At 59.5% G+C, this 15,746-nt stretch carries 20 protein-coding genes and 1 tRNA gene; 13 read left to right on the top strand and 8 right to left on the bottom strand.

Annotation, left to right across the window (positions count from 1 at the left end; genetic code table 11):
* From PHT20_RS07990 to PHT20_RS07970, 5 genes are all read left to right on the top strand, one after another.
* Positions 1-760 (top strand): AAA family ATPase (locus PHT20_RS07990; RefSeq protein ID WP_301020081.1); only part of this gene is annotated, 760 nt, incomplete at its 5' end.
* A gap of 90 nt (positions 761-850) precedes the next feature.
* Positions 851-1,417, top strand: a complete 567-nt coding sequence (locus tag PHT20_RS07985; protein ID WP_300086521.1) for an alpha/beta fold hydrolase — start codon at positions 851-853, stop codon at positions 1,415-1,417.
* The gene (locus PHT20_RS07980; RefSeq protein ID WP_300086518.1) at positions 1,411-2,403 is read left to right on the top strand and encodes a ParB/RepB/Spo0J family partition protein; all 993 of its coding nucleotides are present in this window, start codon (positions 1,411-1,413) and stop codon (positions 2,401-2,403) included. Before PHT20_RS07985 ends, PHT20_RS07980 begins: the two co-directional genes overlap by 7 nt.
* Before the next feature lie 16 nt (positions 2,404-2,419).
* Complete coding sequence (locus PHT20_RS07975) at positions 2,420-3,169, top strand: class I SAM-dependent methyltransferase (protein WP_300086516.1); 750 nt, start codon at positions 2,420-2,422, stop codon at positions 3,167-3,169.
* A gap of 137 nt (positions 3,170-3,306) precedes the next feature.
* Positions 3,307-3,855, top strand: a complete 549-nt coding sequence (locus tag PHT20_RS07970; RefSeq protein WP_300086513.1) for a CBS domain-containing protein — start codon at positions 3,307-3,309, stop codon at positions 3,853-3,855.
* Between the two features lie 161 nt (positions 3,856-4,016).
* On the opposite strand, the gene PHT20_RS07965 is transcribed toward PHT20_RS07970, so the two are convergent.
* Entirely contained in the window at positions 4,017-4,499 is a 483-nt protein-coding gene (locus PHT20_RS07965) for a hypothetical protein (RefSeq protein WP_301020080.1), read from the bottom strand.
* A gap of 10 nt (positions 4,500-4,509) precedes the next feature.
* On the opposite strand from PHT20_RS07965, the gene PHT20_RS07960 reads away from it, so the two are divergent.
* The 7 genes from PHT20_RS07960 (at position 4,510) to PHT20_RS07930 (ending at position 9,820) form a co-directional block, all read left to right on the top strand.
* On the top strand, positions 4,510-4,713 hold the full coding sequence (locus PHT20_RS07960) for a hypothetical protein (RefSeq protein ID WP_300086509.1): 204 nt from the start codon (positions 4,510-4,512) through the stop codon (positions 4,711-4,713).
* Positions 4,714-4,760: 47 nt separating this feature from the next.
* Complete coding sequence (locus PHT20_RS07955; protein ID WP_300086506.1) at positions 4,761-5,669, top strand: DUF6502 family protein; 909 nt, start codon at positions 4,761-4,763, stop codon at positions 5,667-5,669.
* Entirely contained in the window at positions 5,666-7,291 is a 1,626-nt protein-coding gene (locus PHT20_RS07950; RefSeq protein ID WP_301020079.1) for a DUF5666 domain-containing protein, read from the top strand. Before PHT20_RS07955 ends, PHT20_RS07950 begins: the two co-directional genes overlap by 4 nt.
* 107 nt (positions 7,292-7,398) lie before the next feature.
* Positions 7,399-7,995: a DUF4337 domain-containing protein gene (locus PHT20_RS07945; RefSeq protein ID WP_300086501.1), complete on the top strand. Its 597-nt coding sequence runs from the start codon at positions 7,399-7,401 to the stop codon at positions 7,993-7,995.
* A gap of 88 nt (positions 7,996-8,083) precedes the next feature.
* Positions 8,084-8,437, top strand: a complete 354-nt coding sequence (locus PHT20_RS07940) for a multidrug efflux SMR transporter (protein WP_300086498.1) — start codon at positions 8,084-8,086, stop codon at positions 8,435-8,437.
* Between the two features lie 222 nt (positions 8,438-8,659).
* Positions 8,660-9,178 (top strand): excisionase family DNA-binding protein, encoded by a 519-nt coding sequence (locus PHT20_RS07935; RefSeq protein WP_300086495.1) that lies wholly within the window; start codon positions 8,660-8,662, stop codon positions 9,176-9,178.
* Positions 9,179-9,184: 6 nt separating this feature from the next.
* Positions 9,185-9,820, top strand: a complete 636-nt coding sequence (locus tag PHT20_RS07930; protein WP_300086492.1) for a hypothetical protein — start codon at positions 9,185-9,187, stop codon at positions 9,818-9,820.
* 249 nt (positions 9,821-10,069) lie between these two features.
* Here PHT20_RS07930 and PHT20_RS07925 read toward each other — a convergent pair.
* Positions 10,070-10,159: transfer RNA gene (locus PHT20_RS07925), tRNA-Ser, on the bottom strand.
* Between the two features lie 109 nt (positions 10,160-10,268).
* On the opposite strand from PHT20_RS07925, the gene PHT20_RS07920 reads away from it, so the two are divergent.
* Positions 10,269-10,649, top strand: a complete 381-nt coding sequence (locus PHT20_RS07920; protein ID WP_300086489.1) for a PilZ domain-containing protein — start codon at positions 10,269-10,271, stop codon at positions 10,647-10,649.
* Between the two features lie 39 nt (positions 10,650-10,688).
* Here the strand turns inward: PHT20_RS07920 and PHT20_RS07915 are convergent, their stop codons facing one another.
* The 6 genes from PHT20_RS07915 to PHT20_RS07890 all read right to left on the bottom strand — a co-directional run bounded on the left by PHT20_RS07915 (position 10,689) and on the right by PHT20_RS07890 (position 15,603).
* Positions 10,689-11,900 (bottom strand): hypothetical protein, encoded by a 1,212-nt coding sequence (locus PHT20_RS07915; protein ID WP_300086486.1) that lies wholly within the window; start codon positions 11,898-11,900, stop codon positions 10,689-10,691.
* Between the two features lie 25 nt (positions 11,901-11,925).
* On the bottom strand, positions 11,926-12,669 hold the full coding sequence (locus PHT20_RS07910) for a hypothetical protein (RefSeq protein WP_300086483.1): 744 nt from the start codon (positions 12,667-12,669) through the stop codon (positions 11,926-11,928).
* A gap of 48 nt (positions 12,670-12,717) precedes the next feature.
* Positions 12,718-13,272 (bottom strand): hypothetical protein, encoded by a 555-nt coding sequence (locus tag PHT20_RS07905; RefSeq protein ID WP_300086480.1) that lies wholly within the window; start codon positions 13,270-13,272, stop codon positions 12,718-12,720.
* A 34-nt stretch (positions 13,273-13,306) separates the two neighbouring features.
* Positions 13,307-13,582, bottom strand: coding sequence for a DnaJ domain-containing protein (locus PHT20_RS07900; protein ID WP_300086527.1), 276 nt, complete (start codon positions 13,580-13,582; stop codon positions 13,307-13,309).
* Positions 13,583-13,678: 96 nt separating this feature from the next.
* Complete coding sequence (hemG, locus tag PHT20_RS07895) at positions 13,679-14,251, bottom strand: menaquinone-dependent protoporphyrinogen IX dehydrogenase (protein ID WP_301020078.1); 573 nt, start codon at positions 14,249-14,251, stop codon at positions 13,679-13,681.
* The gene (locus PHT20_RS07890; RefSeq protein ID WP_301020077.1) at positions 14,248-15,603 is read right to left on the bottom strand and encodes an HD-GYP domain-containing protein; all 1,356 of its coding nucleotides are present in this window, start codon (positions 15,601-15,603) and stop codon (positions 14,248-14,250) included. The genes hemG and PHT20_RS07890 overlap by 4 nt, the downstream gene beginning before the upstream one ends.
* Between the last annotated feature and the right edge of the window lie 143 nt (positions 15,604-15,746).

The raw sequence follows: 15,746 nt of genomic DNA, 5'->3' as shown, positions 1-15,746 counted from the left end.
TCAAAAAGGTGGCGTTGGCAAAACCACTTGCACCGTCAATCTGGCGGCTGGCTTGGCCAAAGTAGGGCAGCGCGTGCTGATGGTTGACCTTGACCCCCAGGGCAATGCCACCATGGGCTCTGGTGTGGACAAGCGCAAGCTGGCATTGAGCGTGTACGACGTGTTGCTGGAGTCAGCCTCTGTGGCCGAGGTGCGGGTACAAAGCCCCAAACTGGTCGATGCCGGTTGCAGCTACGACATCTTGGGCGCCAACCGGGAACTCGCTGGTGCCGAGGTTGAGTTGGTCAGCATGGAGCGGCGTGAAAGGCGCTTGAAACAGGCCTTGACGGCGGTAATGGACGACTATGACTTTGTCTTGATTGACTGCCCACCCAGCTTGTCCATGCTCACCCTCAATGGCCTGTGCTGCGCCCACGGGGTGATCGTACCAATGCAGTGCGAATATTTTGCCTTGGAAGGGCTGGCTGATTTGGTCAACACCATCAAGCAAGTGCACGCCAACCTGAACAAAGACCTGGCCATCATTGGCCTGCTGCGGGTGATGTTTGACCCGCGCATCACCCTGCAACACCAGGTCAGCGAGCAGCTCAAAGCGCGTTTTGCCGAGAAGGTATTCGACACCGTGATCCCGCGCAACGTCCGCTTGGCAGAAGCGCCCAGCTACGGTGTGCCAGGCGTGGTGTTTGATGCAGCCAGCAAAGGCGCCCAGGCGTATTTGAGTTTCGCCCAAGAAATGGTTACACGTGGCCAAAAGTTTTAACCCAAATCAGCCCTTCATTCGCCCACCATGCACTTGTACCCGACTGAACGGTTTGGGTTAAAGGCCTGACCTGCCACCCCACCACACGTTATGAAAACACCCACTGTGCTGATCTTGCCAGGCTGGCAAAACTCGGGGCCAACCCACTGGCAAAGCCTGTGGCAGCAACAAGCCGGTTATGTGCGGGTTGAGCAGCACGACTGGCTGCGTCCGCTGCGCGGGGATTGGATCACCCGACTGGAAGACGTGGTGCTGTCAGTGGACGCGCCTGTGGTGCTGGTAGCGCACAGCCTGGGGTGTCAGCTGGTGGCGGCGTGGGCCGGCATTTCTCACCACACGCAGCGCGTCAAAGGCGCGCTGTTGGTGGCCGCGGCCGATGTGGCGTGTGCCGAGCTGCGTGAAGTTTTGCCCAGCTGGTCGCCCTTGGTGCTCAAGCAGCTGCCGTTTCAAAGCACGTTGGTGGTCAGCCAAGACGACCCCTATTGCAGCTTGGCGCGCTCTCACGAGTTTGCCCAAGCTTGGGGCGCAGCCGTGGTCAACATCGGCGCGGCTGGGCACATCAATGCAGACGCGGGTCTGGGTGACTGGCCTCAAGGTCAAGCCTTGCTGCAGCACATCATCTCTATTTCAGACGAACCGAAAGACACACCATGGTGACCAAAAAACAAAAAGGCCTTGGCCTTGGCCTTGAAGCCTTGCTCGGCCCCACAGCGCCCGACAGTTTGCTGCTGGACGGCACAGCTGCCAACCCCGGCGCTGGCGGCCAGCCGTCTAGCTTGGCTTTGTCCGACCTGGTGCCGGGCCAATACCAACCGCGCACCCGCATGGACGAAGGCGCACTATATGAGTTGGCCGAATCCATCAAGGTGCAGGGCATCATGCAGCCGATCTTGGTGCGCCGCTTGAGCGATGCCGATGCCACGGCCAAGCGCGCCCAGTTGCAGCCCAGCGGGCAAGACGGCGGTGTCGTGCGCCCAGTCTATGAAATCATTGCCGGCGAGCGGCGGTTCAGAGCTGCCAAATTGGCCGGTTTAGACAGCGTGCCGGTGCTGGTGCGCGATGTGCCCAACGAGGCCGCCGCCGCCATGGCGCTGATTGAAAACATCCAGCGTGAAGACCTCAACCCCCTGGAAGAAGCGCAAGGCGTGCAACGGCTGATCAAAGAATTTGGCCTCACGCACGAAACCGCCGCCCAAGCGGTGGGGCGCTCACGCAGCGCCACCAGCAATTTGCTGCGCTTGCTCAACCTGGCCGACCCGGTGCAAACCATGCTGATGGCGGGCGACGTGGACATGGGGCACGCGCGCGCGCTGTTGGCGCTGGACAAGGCCACCCAGATCACCGCGGCCAACCAAATTGCAGCCAAAAAACTCTCGGTGCGTGACGCTGAGCGCTTGGTTAAAAAGCTGAGTGCCGAGTTTTCCTTGGTGGCGGGCAAGCCCAAAAAAGACAGCTCGCGCGACGTCAAACGGGTTGAAGAAGAGCTGTCAGACCTGCTGATGGCACAAGTGGAAGTGCGGGTAAAAAAACGTGTCAAACGCGCTGGCCGGTTTGAAGAAACAGGCGAAGTCAGCATTCAATTTGGCTCGATGGACGAGCTCAATGGCTTGATCGACAAGCTGCGCGCCACCGCCAAACCCTGACGCTGCCAGCCACACCATGACACGCATGTTGCCTTGGCCACTGCCCGCAGTGTGCATTTGGGCTGGTGCTTGGGCGTTGTATACCCAGCTGCCAGGCGTTGGCGCCTCACTGTGGTTGTCGATGCTGCTGACCAATGTGTTGGGCGTGCTGGCCAGCTTGCTGGGACGCACCTGGTGGCGGCGCTTGATGATTGCACTGGGTTTCCCGTTGTCATTGGTGTTGACCCAAGCGGCCACTTTGCCCGCGTGGAGCTGGCTGCTGCCTTTGCTGGTATTGCTGCTGATTTACCCGCTCAATGCCTGGCGTGATGCACCGCTGTTTCCCACCCCACGTCATGCGCTCAAAGACCTTGCAGCGAACGCGCCACTTGCCTCAGGCGCTCATGTTTTTGATGCGGGTTGCGGGCTTGGCGACGGCTTGCTGGCACTGCGTGCGGCTTACCCTGCGGCCCAGTTGCAGGGGCTGGAGTGGAGCTGGCCGCTGCGCGCCCTCTGCGCCTTGCGCTGCCCTTGGGCGCAGGTGCGCCAAGGCGACATCTGGCAAGTCAGCTGGTCAGGCTATGACCTGGTGTATGTGTTTCAACGCCCTGAGAGCATGCCGCGCGCGGTAGCCAAGGCCAGCACCGACATGCAGCCTGGCGCGTGGTTGGTGAGCTTGGAGTTTGAGGCCTGTGAGATCACGCCCTTTGCAAGGTTGACCACGCGTGCCGGCAAACCGGTGTGGGTTTACCGCCTGCCGTTTGAACAAAAAATCACGGTGGCTTGATCCAGGCTGGCCGTTCATTCTTCTCAGACTAAACTGGTGTTGCGTACCCGCTGCGGCCGCTGCTGGCGGCTGGGGCACAGGTGTCGCACCCCAGCCACGTCGTTTTGAACCCTTACATTATTCCGAGGAGACTTTTCATGAGCGAATCAGCCCTGACCACCTTTCGATTTCCAGAAAACACGTGCATTTCGCAGGCGCAACCCAAAGCCGCAGAGAAGGTGACGTTGGCTTCACCCGGCTTGGCGGTCATGACCGATTTGGCACAGGTGCGTGCCGCCACCATTGACCCAGACACGACGCTAGACAAGGCCGAGCAGACCATGATTCAACAAGGTGTACGTTCGTTGTTTGTGGTGAACGAGTTTCCCTGCGTGGAGGGCTTGGTGACAGCAGCCGATTTATTGGGTGACAAACCGGTTCGGTTGGTCAATGAACGCCTGCTTCAGCGGCAAGATCTGCGCGTGTCAGATGTGATGACCAAATTGGCGCTGTTGGAGGCCTTGGACTACGACCAGCTCAAAGCGGCGACGGTGGGCGCGGTGGTGGCTACATTCAAAAAGATTGGCCACACCCATTTGCTGGTGGTTCAGGCTGCGACCCCCCAAGGTGCCGCTCGCATTCGGGGGGTTATTTCTGTCACCCAGCTTGAGCGGCAGCTTGGGCATGCCATCCATCACAAGCCTTGAACAGGCGCCAGGTCAGACAAGCCGGGCAGGCGTAGCTGCCCGGCGTTTTCACAACACGAATTACAGTGCAGGAGTAGTAGCTGCAGGTGTGGTAGCTGCAGGTGTGGTAGCTGCAGGTGTGGTAGCTGCAGGAGTAGTAGCTGCAGGTGTAGTGGCTTGAATCAGAGCAGGGTCAACGGCTGGGGTTGTTCCAGCGGGTGTTGTTGCACTAGGAGTTGTGGCTGCAGGTGCTGTAGCTGCAGGTGCTGTAGCTGCAGGTGCTGTGGCTGCAGGTGCTGTGGCTGCAGGTGCTGTGGCTGCAGGTGCTGTGGCTGCAGGTGCTGTGGCTGCAGGTGCTGTGGCTGTCTTATTGGCTTCACTTTTTTCGCCTTTGCTTTCAGACCTGCTTTCAGACTTGCTTTCAGACTTGCCAGCTTTACTGCTGGCTGCACCGCCAGTAGCACCAGTAGCACCACCAGTTGCACCAGTTGCACCACCAGTAGCACCACCAGTTGCACCAGTTGCACCACCAGTAGCACCACCAGTTGCACCAGTTGCACCACCAGTAGCACCACCAGTAGCACCTTTTGCACCACCAGTAGCACCTTTTGCACCACTAGTGCCAGATGAGCCTTTGGAGCCGCCCGAGTTGCTTGAGCTGCCATGTGAACCACCATGGTCGCCGCCTTTGCTGCCGCCGTCTTTGGCCAAAGCAGCCAGTGGGTTAGCCAGGAACAGGGAAGCGATCAGGGTGGCGAGGGCAGCGTGTTTGAATTGAGCCATGGTAAATCTCCAATAAATGAAATGAGTGAGTTGAATAATGTGTGTGATTATTTCCCACACATTGAGGCTAGTATACGGGCGATTTTGAGATTGTGAACATATTTTGTGTAAAATTTTCCCACGTTTATGTTACATTTTCAGCCATGACTGCCACCGAGCCCACCTCCGCCACCCCTTCGCCCGCATTGGCCAGAGCCTTGCGAGCTGCCTTGCGCCCCCTCATTAAAGTGATGTTGGCGCAAGGCGTCACCTTGGCGTATGTGACCGAATTGCTGAAAAGCTTGATGGTGGATGTGGCGCAAACCGACTTTCCCCTTGAGCGTAAAGCCGCCACCGACAGCCGCATCAGTCTGATGACCGGTGTGCACCGCAAAGATGTCAGTCGCCTGCGCACCCAGCTGAGTGCCAGCCAAGAGCACACCCCCAAAGTGGTGTCGCTGGGCGCGCAACTGGTGGCGGTGTGGGTGGGTTCACCCCTTTATCTGGATGAACAGGGTGAACCGATGCCCTTGCCACGTTTTGTCAGCGAGGGCGGCGAGGTGTCTTTTGAGGCCTTGGTGGCCAGCGTCAACAGCGACATCCGGTCCCGTGTGGTGCTGGACGAATGGTTGCGCCTGGGTGTGGTGCATTTTGACGACGCGCACCGGGTGTGTCTGAACACACAGGCCTTTGTACCCAGTGAAGGCTTTGAAGAAAAAGCTTATTACTTTGGCCATAACCTGCATGACCACGCGGCCGCCGCTGCCCACAACCTGCTGGGTGGCGCACCCATGATGGAGCGCAGCGTTCAATACGACGCGCTCAGCCCGGCGTCGATTGCGCTGCTGGCCAAGCAGTCGCAAGACATGGGCATGAAAGCCCTGTTGGCAGTCAACAAATCAGCGCTTGCTTGCGAGCAGCGCGATGCCGTCACCCAATCGCCGCGTCAGCGCATGACTTTTGGTGTGTACTTTTACTCCGAACCCATGCCCAGCCCTGAAGCCAGAGTTGTTTCCGCTCCGCTGGCTGCTACGCCCCTTCCAGACGGCTTTAAGACCGGTGTGGCATCATGAAACACATGCGTGACTTGACTCTGTTGAAATGGATCGGTGCTGCTTTAGCGTCGGTTCGGACTGAACCAGTCGTTGCCCCGCCACCCGCCAGGCGTCAACGTCTGCAGCCGGTGCTTGTGCTTGCCAGCGCGGCGCTGTTGGGCTGCTGCCACCTGGCAGCGTGGGCGGGCAATGTGTGTGACACCCAAGCCAGTTTGATCAACCCGCAGGCCAGTGCCTTGCAAGCCCCAGGCATAGGTGGCACTGGCATGCTGGCAGCACGGCCTGGCATTGGCGGCACCGGCATGTTGGCCGCGCGCCCAGGTATTGGGGGCACTGGCATCGACAAAGGAGGGTTGGGCGGCACCGGCATTGTGGGCGTGATCACCGGCTTTGCCAGCATTTGCGTCGGCGGTGTTGAAGTGCATTACAGCGACGACACACCGATGTCTGAAAACGGCCAACCCAGCCGCGCCAGCGCACTGGCGGTGGGGCAAGTGGTGGTGGTGAATGCAGCCGGGGTGGGTGCTGAAGTGCAGGCGCGCCAAGTGGCGCTGCTGCATGTGGCAATTGGCCCGCTGCAACGCGTTAACCCGGCCAGTGGCGAGTTTGCGCTGTTGGGCCAGCGTGCGCTGGCCGCCACACCGGCGCAACTGGCAGGGTTGGCACCGCAGCAGTGGGTGCAGGTCAGCGGTCTACGCAACGCCATGGGTGTCATTGAGGCCACGCATGTGCAAGCCGTGCCGCCCCAGCCCCAGGCTCAGGTGCTGGGTGTGCTGACGCAAAACGAGCCACAAAGCAAAAACACGTTGACGGTAGCTGGCACACCCGTAGTGATGTCTGCCAAGCTGGCACAACAGCTCAAGCCCAACACCGAGGTCATGCTGCAAGGGCAATGGGCCGGCGACCATTTGGCTGTGTCAAGCGTCACCGCAGAGCCCACGGGCGGCGCGCTGGGGCGGCCACAGCGGGTGGTGCTGGAAGGCTATGTGCGCCAGGTGCAGGGCAGTCGGCTGGACGTGGACCACCGTGAATTGACCCTGTCTGCCCAAACCCAGATCAATGTGGCGGCCACGCCAGCGGGCACCAGCGGCTTGTCGGTCAACCAGTGGGTGCGCGTGATTGGCCGGGTAGATGCCCAGCAGCGCATTCAGGTGGAGCGGGTCGAGTCGGTGCGCCATGCGAGCCACACCGCGGCCAGTGCCCTGCCAGCCCAGCCGCAGACCAAAGAAGAGCCAAAGCCCAAGATGGATGAGTCTGAGAAAGCCGCAGAGCCGGCGCATGACATCAAGTCAACCGATGCGCGCGACACCCCTCAAGACCGCAGCCACGAGGACGCAGCGGCAGCGCCCGCCAAAACGGGCCCCACGCAGACAGAAAGCACCAGCAGCAGCCGTGCCTCAGAGGCCAGTGGCACCGAGTCGCGCCAATCCAGCGCGTCTAAAAGCACCAGCGGTGCCGGCGCCAGTGCCTCATCCAGCGCGGGCAATTCAGCATCTGGCAACGCAGGCGCGTCAGGCCATTCCGGCGAATCCAAAGGCTCAAGTGGCTCAAGTCACTCAAGCGATTCGGGCAAATCAGGAAGCTCGGGCAAGTCGGGAAGCTCGGGCCAATCAGGCGGCGAGCACGGCAAGGGAAAATAGGGCATTGACGCAGGCAGGGCGCCTGCCCATTTTTTCAACCAAGCAAGTTCAACTAGCACAGATGGATGCTCTTTGTATAACTCACCACCACACAGGAAAGATTCTTTATGTCAGGACACGGATTTCACGTACACGGCCCGCATGACCACGAGTTAGAGCATGCCCAGCAAGGCGGCCACGGCGCCAGCCACGCCGAGCATGGCGGCATGGTCAACCAGATTGCCCTGTTCACGGCCATCATTGCCACGGTCGGTGCCTTGTTTGGCTATATGGGCGGTGCCACCCAAGCCAATGCTGGGCTGTATAAAAACAATGCGGCCATCAAAAAAACCGAAGCCTCGAACCAGTGGAATTATTTTCAGTCCAAAAGCACCAAACAGTCGCTGGCCGAATTAGCGCGTGACCTGGCAGCAGAGGATAAAAAAGCTGTTTACCAAGCCAAGATCGACCGCTACGAAAAAGAGAAATCCGATATCAAAAAAGTTGCTGACGACCTGGAAGCCCAGGCCACGGCTTGGGACGAGCAAAGCGATGCCCAAATACACCAACATCACCGCTGGGCGCAGTCCACCACCGTGCTGCAAGTGTCCATTGCCCTGGCGGCCATTGCCTTGCTGACCAAAAAGAAGTGGCTGGAAGTGGCCATGTTCGTCGCAGGTGCGGCCGGTCTGGGTGTCGGGGTCTTGGCGTTACTTCATATTTAATAGCTACTCACGCTTTATTTATAAGCAATACAGCCAATTTTGCTGTATAAAAATGGGTCATGAAGCCACGTTACAGTCTGACCTGATCATGAACATTTTTCACGCTTTACACACCCCTGCCCTGTGGTCACCTTGGGTCACTTTGGCGGTGGCCATCGTGACCGAAGTGCTGGCCACCTCGTCCCTGAAAGCCTCAGACGGTTTGACCCGGCTGTGGCCGTCGCTGGGTGCTGTGTTGGGGTACGTGGTGTCGCTGTATTGTTTGTCGCTCACGCAGCGCACCATGGCCATTGGGGTGGTCTACGCCATCTGGTCGGGCGTAGGCATTGTGCTGATCTCGTTGATGGGCTGGTGGGTGTTTGACCAGGTGCTTAGCCCGTTGGCCGTGCTGGGCATGGCGCTGATCGTGGTCGGGGTGCTGGTGTTGCAGCTGTGGGCATGATGCCACAACTGGCGGAAGCGGTGTCGCTGAATAGTGAATCCACCCCTGAGCCGCCCGAGTTGGCGTAGTGGTAGCCAACACAGCTGTGGGCTCTTGAAGCCGCACATCAAGATATACCTGTGTCATCGGTGCATAAGGCTGCACCTCCCGCCAAAATTTCGTATTATTCGTTTGTTTCGTTTTATACTGAACCGATACCTGAATCAATACTTGGAGGGCACCATGCCTACCGCTGCCACACTGGGCAAAACACCTGCCCACCGCTACGACCCTCTTGGGCCTTTGGCTGATGCCATCGGTTCGATGACTGGAACCTTGTCTGGTCAGGTTGCCAGCGCGCTGCATCAGGTCCTTGAAGCCACTACGCCGCAAAGCCGTAGCGCCCGCTTGCAGTTGATTCGCCACTTGGTGGACATTGAGAGCCAATCTGTCGGTATCGAGATGCCAAAGTCGGTTGCCGTCGCCAATGACTTGATCAGCACGGCACAGGCCGCAGAGTTGTTGGGTTACAGCCGCCCGTATGTCGCCATGTTGATTGACCAGAACAAGCTCAAAGGTGCAACTGTTTCCGCCGGTGGTCATCGACGGGTTTCTCGTGCCGCAGTGCTGGACTGGAAGGCCAAGCATCAGGTGACGGGCAAAGCCACCGACCTGCGCACGGAAGGGCAAAAAGTCGGGGCTTACAAAAATACTGAAGCGGACGTGGTGCTTCGCGTCAAAGCGCTTGCCAAGAATCGGTAACGGTCAGTGACGGAACGCCACCCACTCTCCGCCGGTGGCAACACCCTGGTTATTTTGGATACCTGCGTGCTGTTGCCATCGCGCCTGTCGGATGTGCTGTTTGACTTGATGCTTGAAGGCCTCTATTTTGCCTACTGGACGGGCGACGTTGAAGCCGAGTTTCTGCGCAACTGGCCGCAGGTGCATCCCGACGCATCGAAGTCAGGTGCCAAGCGACTCAAGGCATTTCAACAGGCCACTAACAATGGGCATCTGATTACTGGGTATGACGATGCCGCTTTCATGGACTGCGTTCCGGCTCGGGTCCATGAAAACGACCGGCACCTGATCGCCGCCGCCTTGGTCATGGTCAACGGACTCGACGAAGAAGATGATTCGGCACTGCACAAGGTCATGATCGTTTCCGACAACACCAAACATCTGGCCGTTGCTGACACCCGCAAGCTGGGTATCGAGGTCATCAAGGCAGGTGTGTTCGTTGACCGCCTTTTTGATGCAGCACCAGCCAGAGTAAGTCAGGCGATTGTGAAGTCGCTCAGTGACCTGACAAAGCCGCCGTATACAGTAGCTGAACTGGTGGCCGCGCTGCGTCTTCATGGCGCGAAATCGACGGCGGTGGGTCTGAAAAAAGTCGCTGGATAGCCCGAAAGGCATCCGGAAACCGAGGTATTCTGGCTATCGACAAAATCAAGGATGCACGAGTTCTCGCTCCGTTTTGGACTCAAGCATTCGCACCTGGCTCCGGTGCATCGGTTGTTGAGTTTTTGAACTGTGTGGCTCAAGAAGTTGCAACCAAGCTCAATCTCGCGCAGTTGAAAACGTAAAACCAGCCGTATAACAATCAACCAAAAATAAAAAAGCCTAAGTGAATCGATCACTTAGGCTTATATCTGGCGGAAGCGGTGAGATTCGAACTCACGAACGTCGCAAAACGTTGCCGGTTTTCAAGACCGGTGCAATCGACCACTCTGCCACGCTTCCTAAGCGCTGCATTCTAACCTCAGCCAAGCCACTTTCTGGGCTGTGGCGGGCTTATGATTCGCAGCCTAAGCTCCTCTTTGGCTTGAATCAGATCAAAGGAATCTCCACCATGACCACCCCCTTGGCGCAAAGCCACCGACAGTTTTCCCGTGTGCCCTTCTTCGCCCAGGTGTCGCTTCAATGGGGCGGGCAAACCATGCCGGTGGAGCTGCTAGACATTGCGCTCAAAGGCGCCCTGATGCGCACGGCCACACCACTGACCGCCCCACTAGACACCCCGTGCCGTCTGGTGCTGCCGCTGGCTGATGGCGGTGAAGCCATTGAAATGGGTGGCAAAGTGGTGCACCTGGAAGGTTGCAACATGGGCATGACCTGTGAAGACATTGACCTGCAAAGCCTCACGCAGTTGCGCCGCCTGCTGGAGCTCAACACCGGTGACGCTGATCTGATGGATCGGGAGCTGGCGCAGTTGTTTGCCAAAGCCAGTTGACCCCGATTGACCAGCTCGCCCTCAGCCCGCTGAGCGGGTTCAGCTCACATTGCACTCACGGCGCAGCAAGGCCAGCGCGTCATTGAGCTTGGGGTCGTGATCGCTGAGCAGCGTGGCCTGCGACTCGGCCACAAAGTCGCGCCACAGCGCTACAAAATCAGCCAGGTGCGGCTCGGGTGCATGAGCTGCCAAATAGTCTGCGGCCAGGTCGGGCGCAAAGCCATGTTTGCGGAGTTTGCGCACCAAGGCGGCGGCGGCCTTTTCAGTCAACACGGTTTTGGCCGCTTGGCCAGCGGCCAAGCACAGGCACAGCGTGAGCACGGTGGCATCGTCACTGTGGTCTTGCGTGAGTTTGTTCCAGGCGGCGGAGCGGTTGTGGTCGTGCTGGTTGACCTCGCTCAAGGCATCTTCAATCCAGAAATACCGCCCCATGAATGCCGGGGTGTGGTCAAACAGCTTGCGTGCGGGCAGGCGCACATCCAGCAATTTGGGCCAGTCAGCCCGCATGCTGCTCAGCACCGCCGTCACCGCAGGTTGCAACGCTGGCGGCAAGTTTTTGGGCAGGCTCAGGGACTCGACCGGGGGTTGCTTTTGCCGTAGCGCGCTGATGAGTTTCTCAAAACTGGCCCAGTCGGGCATCTCTTTGCGGCGCGTCAGCCCCAGCAGCAAGGTGGTGCGAATGACGGCCTCGGCATCGGGCTCCAGGTCTTGCAGCGTGTCGGCGTCTAGCCCATAAGCGTGCGCCAGGTAAAGCGCGGCTTGCACCGCTTGCACGGCGTGCTGGCGCGCGGCCAGCTCGGCCTGCACTTCGGCATAGCTGGCCAGTGACCAACGTGCCAGTTGCGGGATGTGCCGGTCAGAAAATGCACCGCGCTCGTTCATGCCAAAGTGGGTGTTTTGCGGCATCACAATCAGCGCTTTGAGCAGGTCTGCCCCAGCTTTGGAGCGCGACAGCAGGGTGTGGTCGCGCAGCAGCTCGGCGGCGCGGTGCAGATCGCCGCCACTGGCGTCTTGCAAATGCAGGCTGACCAGGTTGACGATGCGGTCGCGGGCTTTTTCAAGCTCCGGGCGCAGGTATTCGCTGCCGAAATAACGCGCAATTTGCACCATGCCCTTGGGCGCTTCGGCGGCCATGGCCTCACGCTTGGTGGCATCAATCAAGCCGTGTTGCAGGCCGTAGATCAGGGCTTTTTCAAAAAATGGACGGCTGTCAAAGAGCGAGACAGCGTGCGCGCTGGCGGGTGTGCTCATGGGGTGCGGTGACGTGGTTGCCAGGTCAAATGGCTGACTCTTCGTCGGGGTCTAACGCGGCTGGGGTGGCTTTGCCGCGGTCGGTGTCGCCGGTTTCGACCCTGGCGTCGTCTTCTGGCGCCTCTTCTTCGTCCAAGCCCAGCTCAAAGGCGCGTGCTTTGGCACGCAGCACCAGCAGCATTTCAATGAACAAGTCCACGCATTCGTAGCGCAGCAGCCAGGCCAGTTGCATCCAGTCGGCGTCGGCTACCTCGTCCTCATCGAGCTTGGGGCGGGCGTAGGCATTGGCGCGCAAATCGTCTTCGGAAAGCATGTCACCATCGTCTTCGACTGTGTCAAAGGTGCCGGTGCGGGCAAAGGCTTCAATGCGGCTCCACTTTTCTTCAAAATAGTCGGCCAGGGCTTCGGCACCGCCTTCAAGGTCGCCAATGGCGGTCAAAAAGTCGACCGGGGTGCCGCCTTGGCGAAAAATCACCGAGTTCATCATGCCGCGCAAATGTGCCCGGGTCAGGTCGCGGTATTGCTTTTCAATGACCACCGCACGGGCAAACAGCTCGGGGCTGAGCATGGCGTTGAGGATGGTTTCGCGCGAGCTGTCGTATTCGCGGATCACGGCCAGCACGTCTTTGGGCGGCAGCTGCTCCAGCACCGCCATCAGCGCGCCATCACCTTCGCGGTCGGCCAGTTCTACCAGCGCGTGTTCGGCGCCCACAATGTCGCCCGCAGCAATCAAAGACTGGGTTTTTTCAATCAAAGCCAAATGGTGCATGAATTTTTCCTGTGAACATCTAAGAGGTGTCGGGCGCGGCGAAGAGGCTTATTCCTTGCGGTCAAAACCCTGCTCTTCCAGCCATTGGGCGCTGTGCTCATCGTGGTCTGGGTCGTGGTCATGGTCGTCGTCTTTGTTGTGGTCGAAGTCGTGGCCACGGCGTGGTGCGGCGGGTGCTTTGTCATCGGGCGTGCTGGCTTCATGCGCGGGTGTAGCGGGGCGTTGAAACTGGTATTCAAGGGCTGCGGCCACGGTCATGAACCAGTCGCCCTGGGGTTCTTGCAAAAAGCCATCTGCCAGCTCTCTGGCCCAGGGCGTCAGCTGCACGGCATCGGCCAGGCTGTGCCAATCTGGCAGTTCATCAGACTCCAGTGTCAGCAGCTGCTCCATCACAGCGGGCAACTCGAAGTGAAAGCCGCCATGAAACACCACCGCCACCATCTCGGGGCTGAGCTCCATCATTTGGCGCAAAAACGCCACCTGGCTGCGCTTTTCTTGCAAGCGTTTTTTCAGCACGTTGCGGCCTTCAGAGTCAAACGTCAGGTCGTCGAGCTCGGCTTGGTACGAGGGGCGCAAAGTGCGGAAAAATTCAGACTGGCTCATGGTGTTCTCTCCAATAGCGTGCGGGCACGCTGGGTTAGGCAATGCGGTTGAAATAGTCCAGCCAAATGGCGCGGGCGGTGTCGAGTGGGCTGTCAAGCAGGTTGCGCTGGCGGTTGTCGTCATAGGCTTTGCGCTGCGCCGGGTCTGACAACACCTCATAAGCCTGCTGCACCGTGCGAAAGCGTGCGGCCGCCTCCGGGGCGCTGTTGCGGTCAGGATGGTGCATGGCGGCCTGCTGGCGAAAGGCTTTTTTGATGTCAGCCAAGGTGGCCGAACTGCGCAGCCCCAGGGCAGCGTAATGATCTTTCATGCGTCTCACATTCATCTGGCTGAACAAACCGCCACCCAGGTGCGGATGCACGCGGGCTTTGACCGGGGTTGAATTATCGGCCAAGCACGGCTGACCTCATGGCTTTGAGGGCAGGGCGCAGAAGGCGCGGCCAAAAGTCTCAACCTGAGCCCAGTCGGTGAATTCGACCACCGCGCTGGGGTCGGTCGGGCCGTGGGTCACCCACATGATCAGGCGAATCATCTGGCGGTCAAAAAAATCATAGCTGGGGTAATCCAGCTTGCCCGCAAACACCGCCGCCAGGTCGGGTTGCCAGGCCAGGCTTTGCAAAAATTTGCGGGCATAGGGGTTGCCCTGCGGTGTGGCTTTGTGCGGTTTGCGCGCCACCACATTGACGCTGAAAAAAGCGCTGGGGCGGCTTTGCAGGGCGCTGCAATGCTGGTCAATGAAGGCTTTGACATTGGGGCGATGGTGCCCGTAGCGAATGCTGGCGCCAATCACCACGCGGTCAAACTGCGCCACCTCCAGCTGCTGCGCTTGCGCCATGGCTTTCAAGGTGGTTTTATGCCCTAGACCTTGTATGACTTGCTCAAGGCGCTCACAAATATGAAGCGTGTGGCCGTTGATGGTGGAGTAAAGCAGCAGCACCCGCTGGGGCTGGGAGCCCACCATTGCAGGTGGCACTTTCATGGCTGTGCCCCCGGAAACAGCTCTGGGCTGCGTGCCACCAGCTGCTGGAGTGCGGCAAAGCAATCGGCATCGATCGCGCTACCCACGTTTTCGGCCATCATGCGCAGGGTTTGGTCCACGGGCACGGCGCCGCGGTAGGGGCGTGCGGCGGTGATGGCATCAAAAATATCGGCGGTGGTGATGATGCGGGTTTCCAGGGTAATGGCCGCACCAGCCAGGCCTTTGGGGTAGCCTTTGCCGTCCAACCGCTCGTGGTGCGCGGCTGACACCACGGCCAGCTCGTCAAAAATGCGCACCCGGCTCAAAATGGCTTCGGTGTAGCTGGCGTGGCGTTGCACGGCTTGCCACTCCTGGGCATCGAGCTTGCCGGGTTTGTCCAAAATGCAATTGCTCACCCCCAGTTTCCCCACATCGTGCAGCAGCGCACCGCGCTTGAGCCAGCGTCGGCGTGCCTCGGGCACCTGCATGGCCTCACCCAACAGCGCGGTGTACAGCCCCACGCGCGCGCTGTGGCCGGCGGTGTAGGGGCTTTTGGCATCGACCACCTGGCCAAAGGCTTCGGTGATGTCGTCGAGGTAATCTTCATCAACGGGCAGTTCATGGCCGCCGGGCTCCATGTGGTAGACCGTTTGTTCCAGCCCGGCTGACCCCAGCATGTGCCAGAACGCCGGGTCTTGGCTGACCTGTGTGAAGACCTTGACCAGCTCGGGGTCAAACCAGCTGCCGCTGCGCGCTTGCACTTCGGCCAGCGCTGCGGCCGGGTCGCCGCCGTGGTGGTGCACGTCAATCACTTGCGCCAGCAAGGCAATGCGGGCATTCAGGGGAATGGCTGCGCCAGCCAATTGATCGGGGCGACCTTGGCCGTTCCAGTGCTCATCGAGCGCATGAATACCCAGCGCCACACTTTCTGGAAACCGCAGTTGGCGGGCAATGTCGGCACCGCGGGTGCAGCGGGTCTGGATCAGCTCTTGCGCCACCTCGTCGCCATTTTTCAAAATGCCACCCAGCGCTTGCAGCCGATCCATCAGCCCAGCCTGCGCACCGGTTTGGCGCAGCACAAAGCGCAGCACCTGCGGCAAGCTGCCGTCAACCCACTTGAAGTCGCGCTTGAAGGCCAGGTCGTCGGTCACATACAGTTGGCAAATGCGCGCGGCGTTGCTGGAGCAGCCCAGGTCTTTGAGCAGCAGGGTGTAGTAAAGCGACCAAAGCTGGTCGTTGTTCAGCCCCAAGCCTTGGCCAATGTGCATGCCAATCCAGCAGCAGCGCACGCAGTGGCCTTCGGGCTGGCCCTCGGTGATGTCCAGCGCATGGCTCAACGCGCCCATGAGTTCAGAGAGTTTCAAAGACTGCATGGCTTAACTCCGTGGTGGCGCTTGCACCGCCTCAAGCCTGCGGCAAGCGTGGTTTTTTTATCGTATCCGATGCACTTCCATTCAACCAGTGGCCATTCTTGAGGTGTCGCGCGGCTGGCTTTGGCCAGCTTCAGGGTGCATTG

The sequence above is a fragment of the Rhodoferax sp. genome, from assembly GCF_028715765.1.
GTDB lineage: Bacteria > Pseudomonadota > Gammaproteobacteria > Burkholderiales > Burkholderiaceae_C > Rhodoferax.
This window is presented reverse-complemented; position numbering and strand designations above follow the sequence as displayed.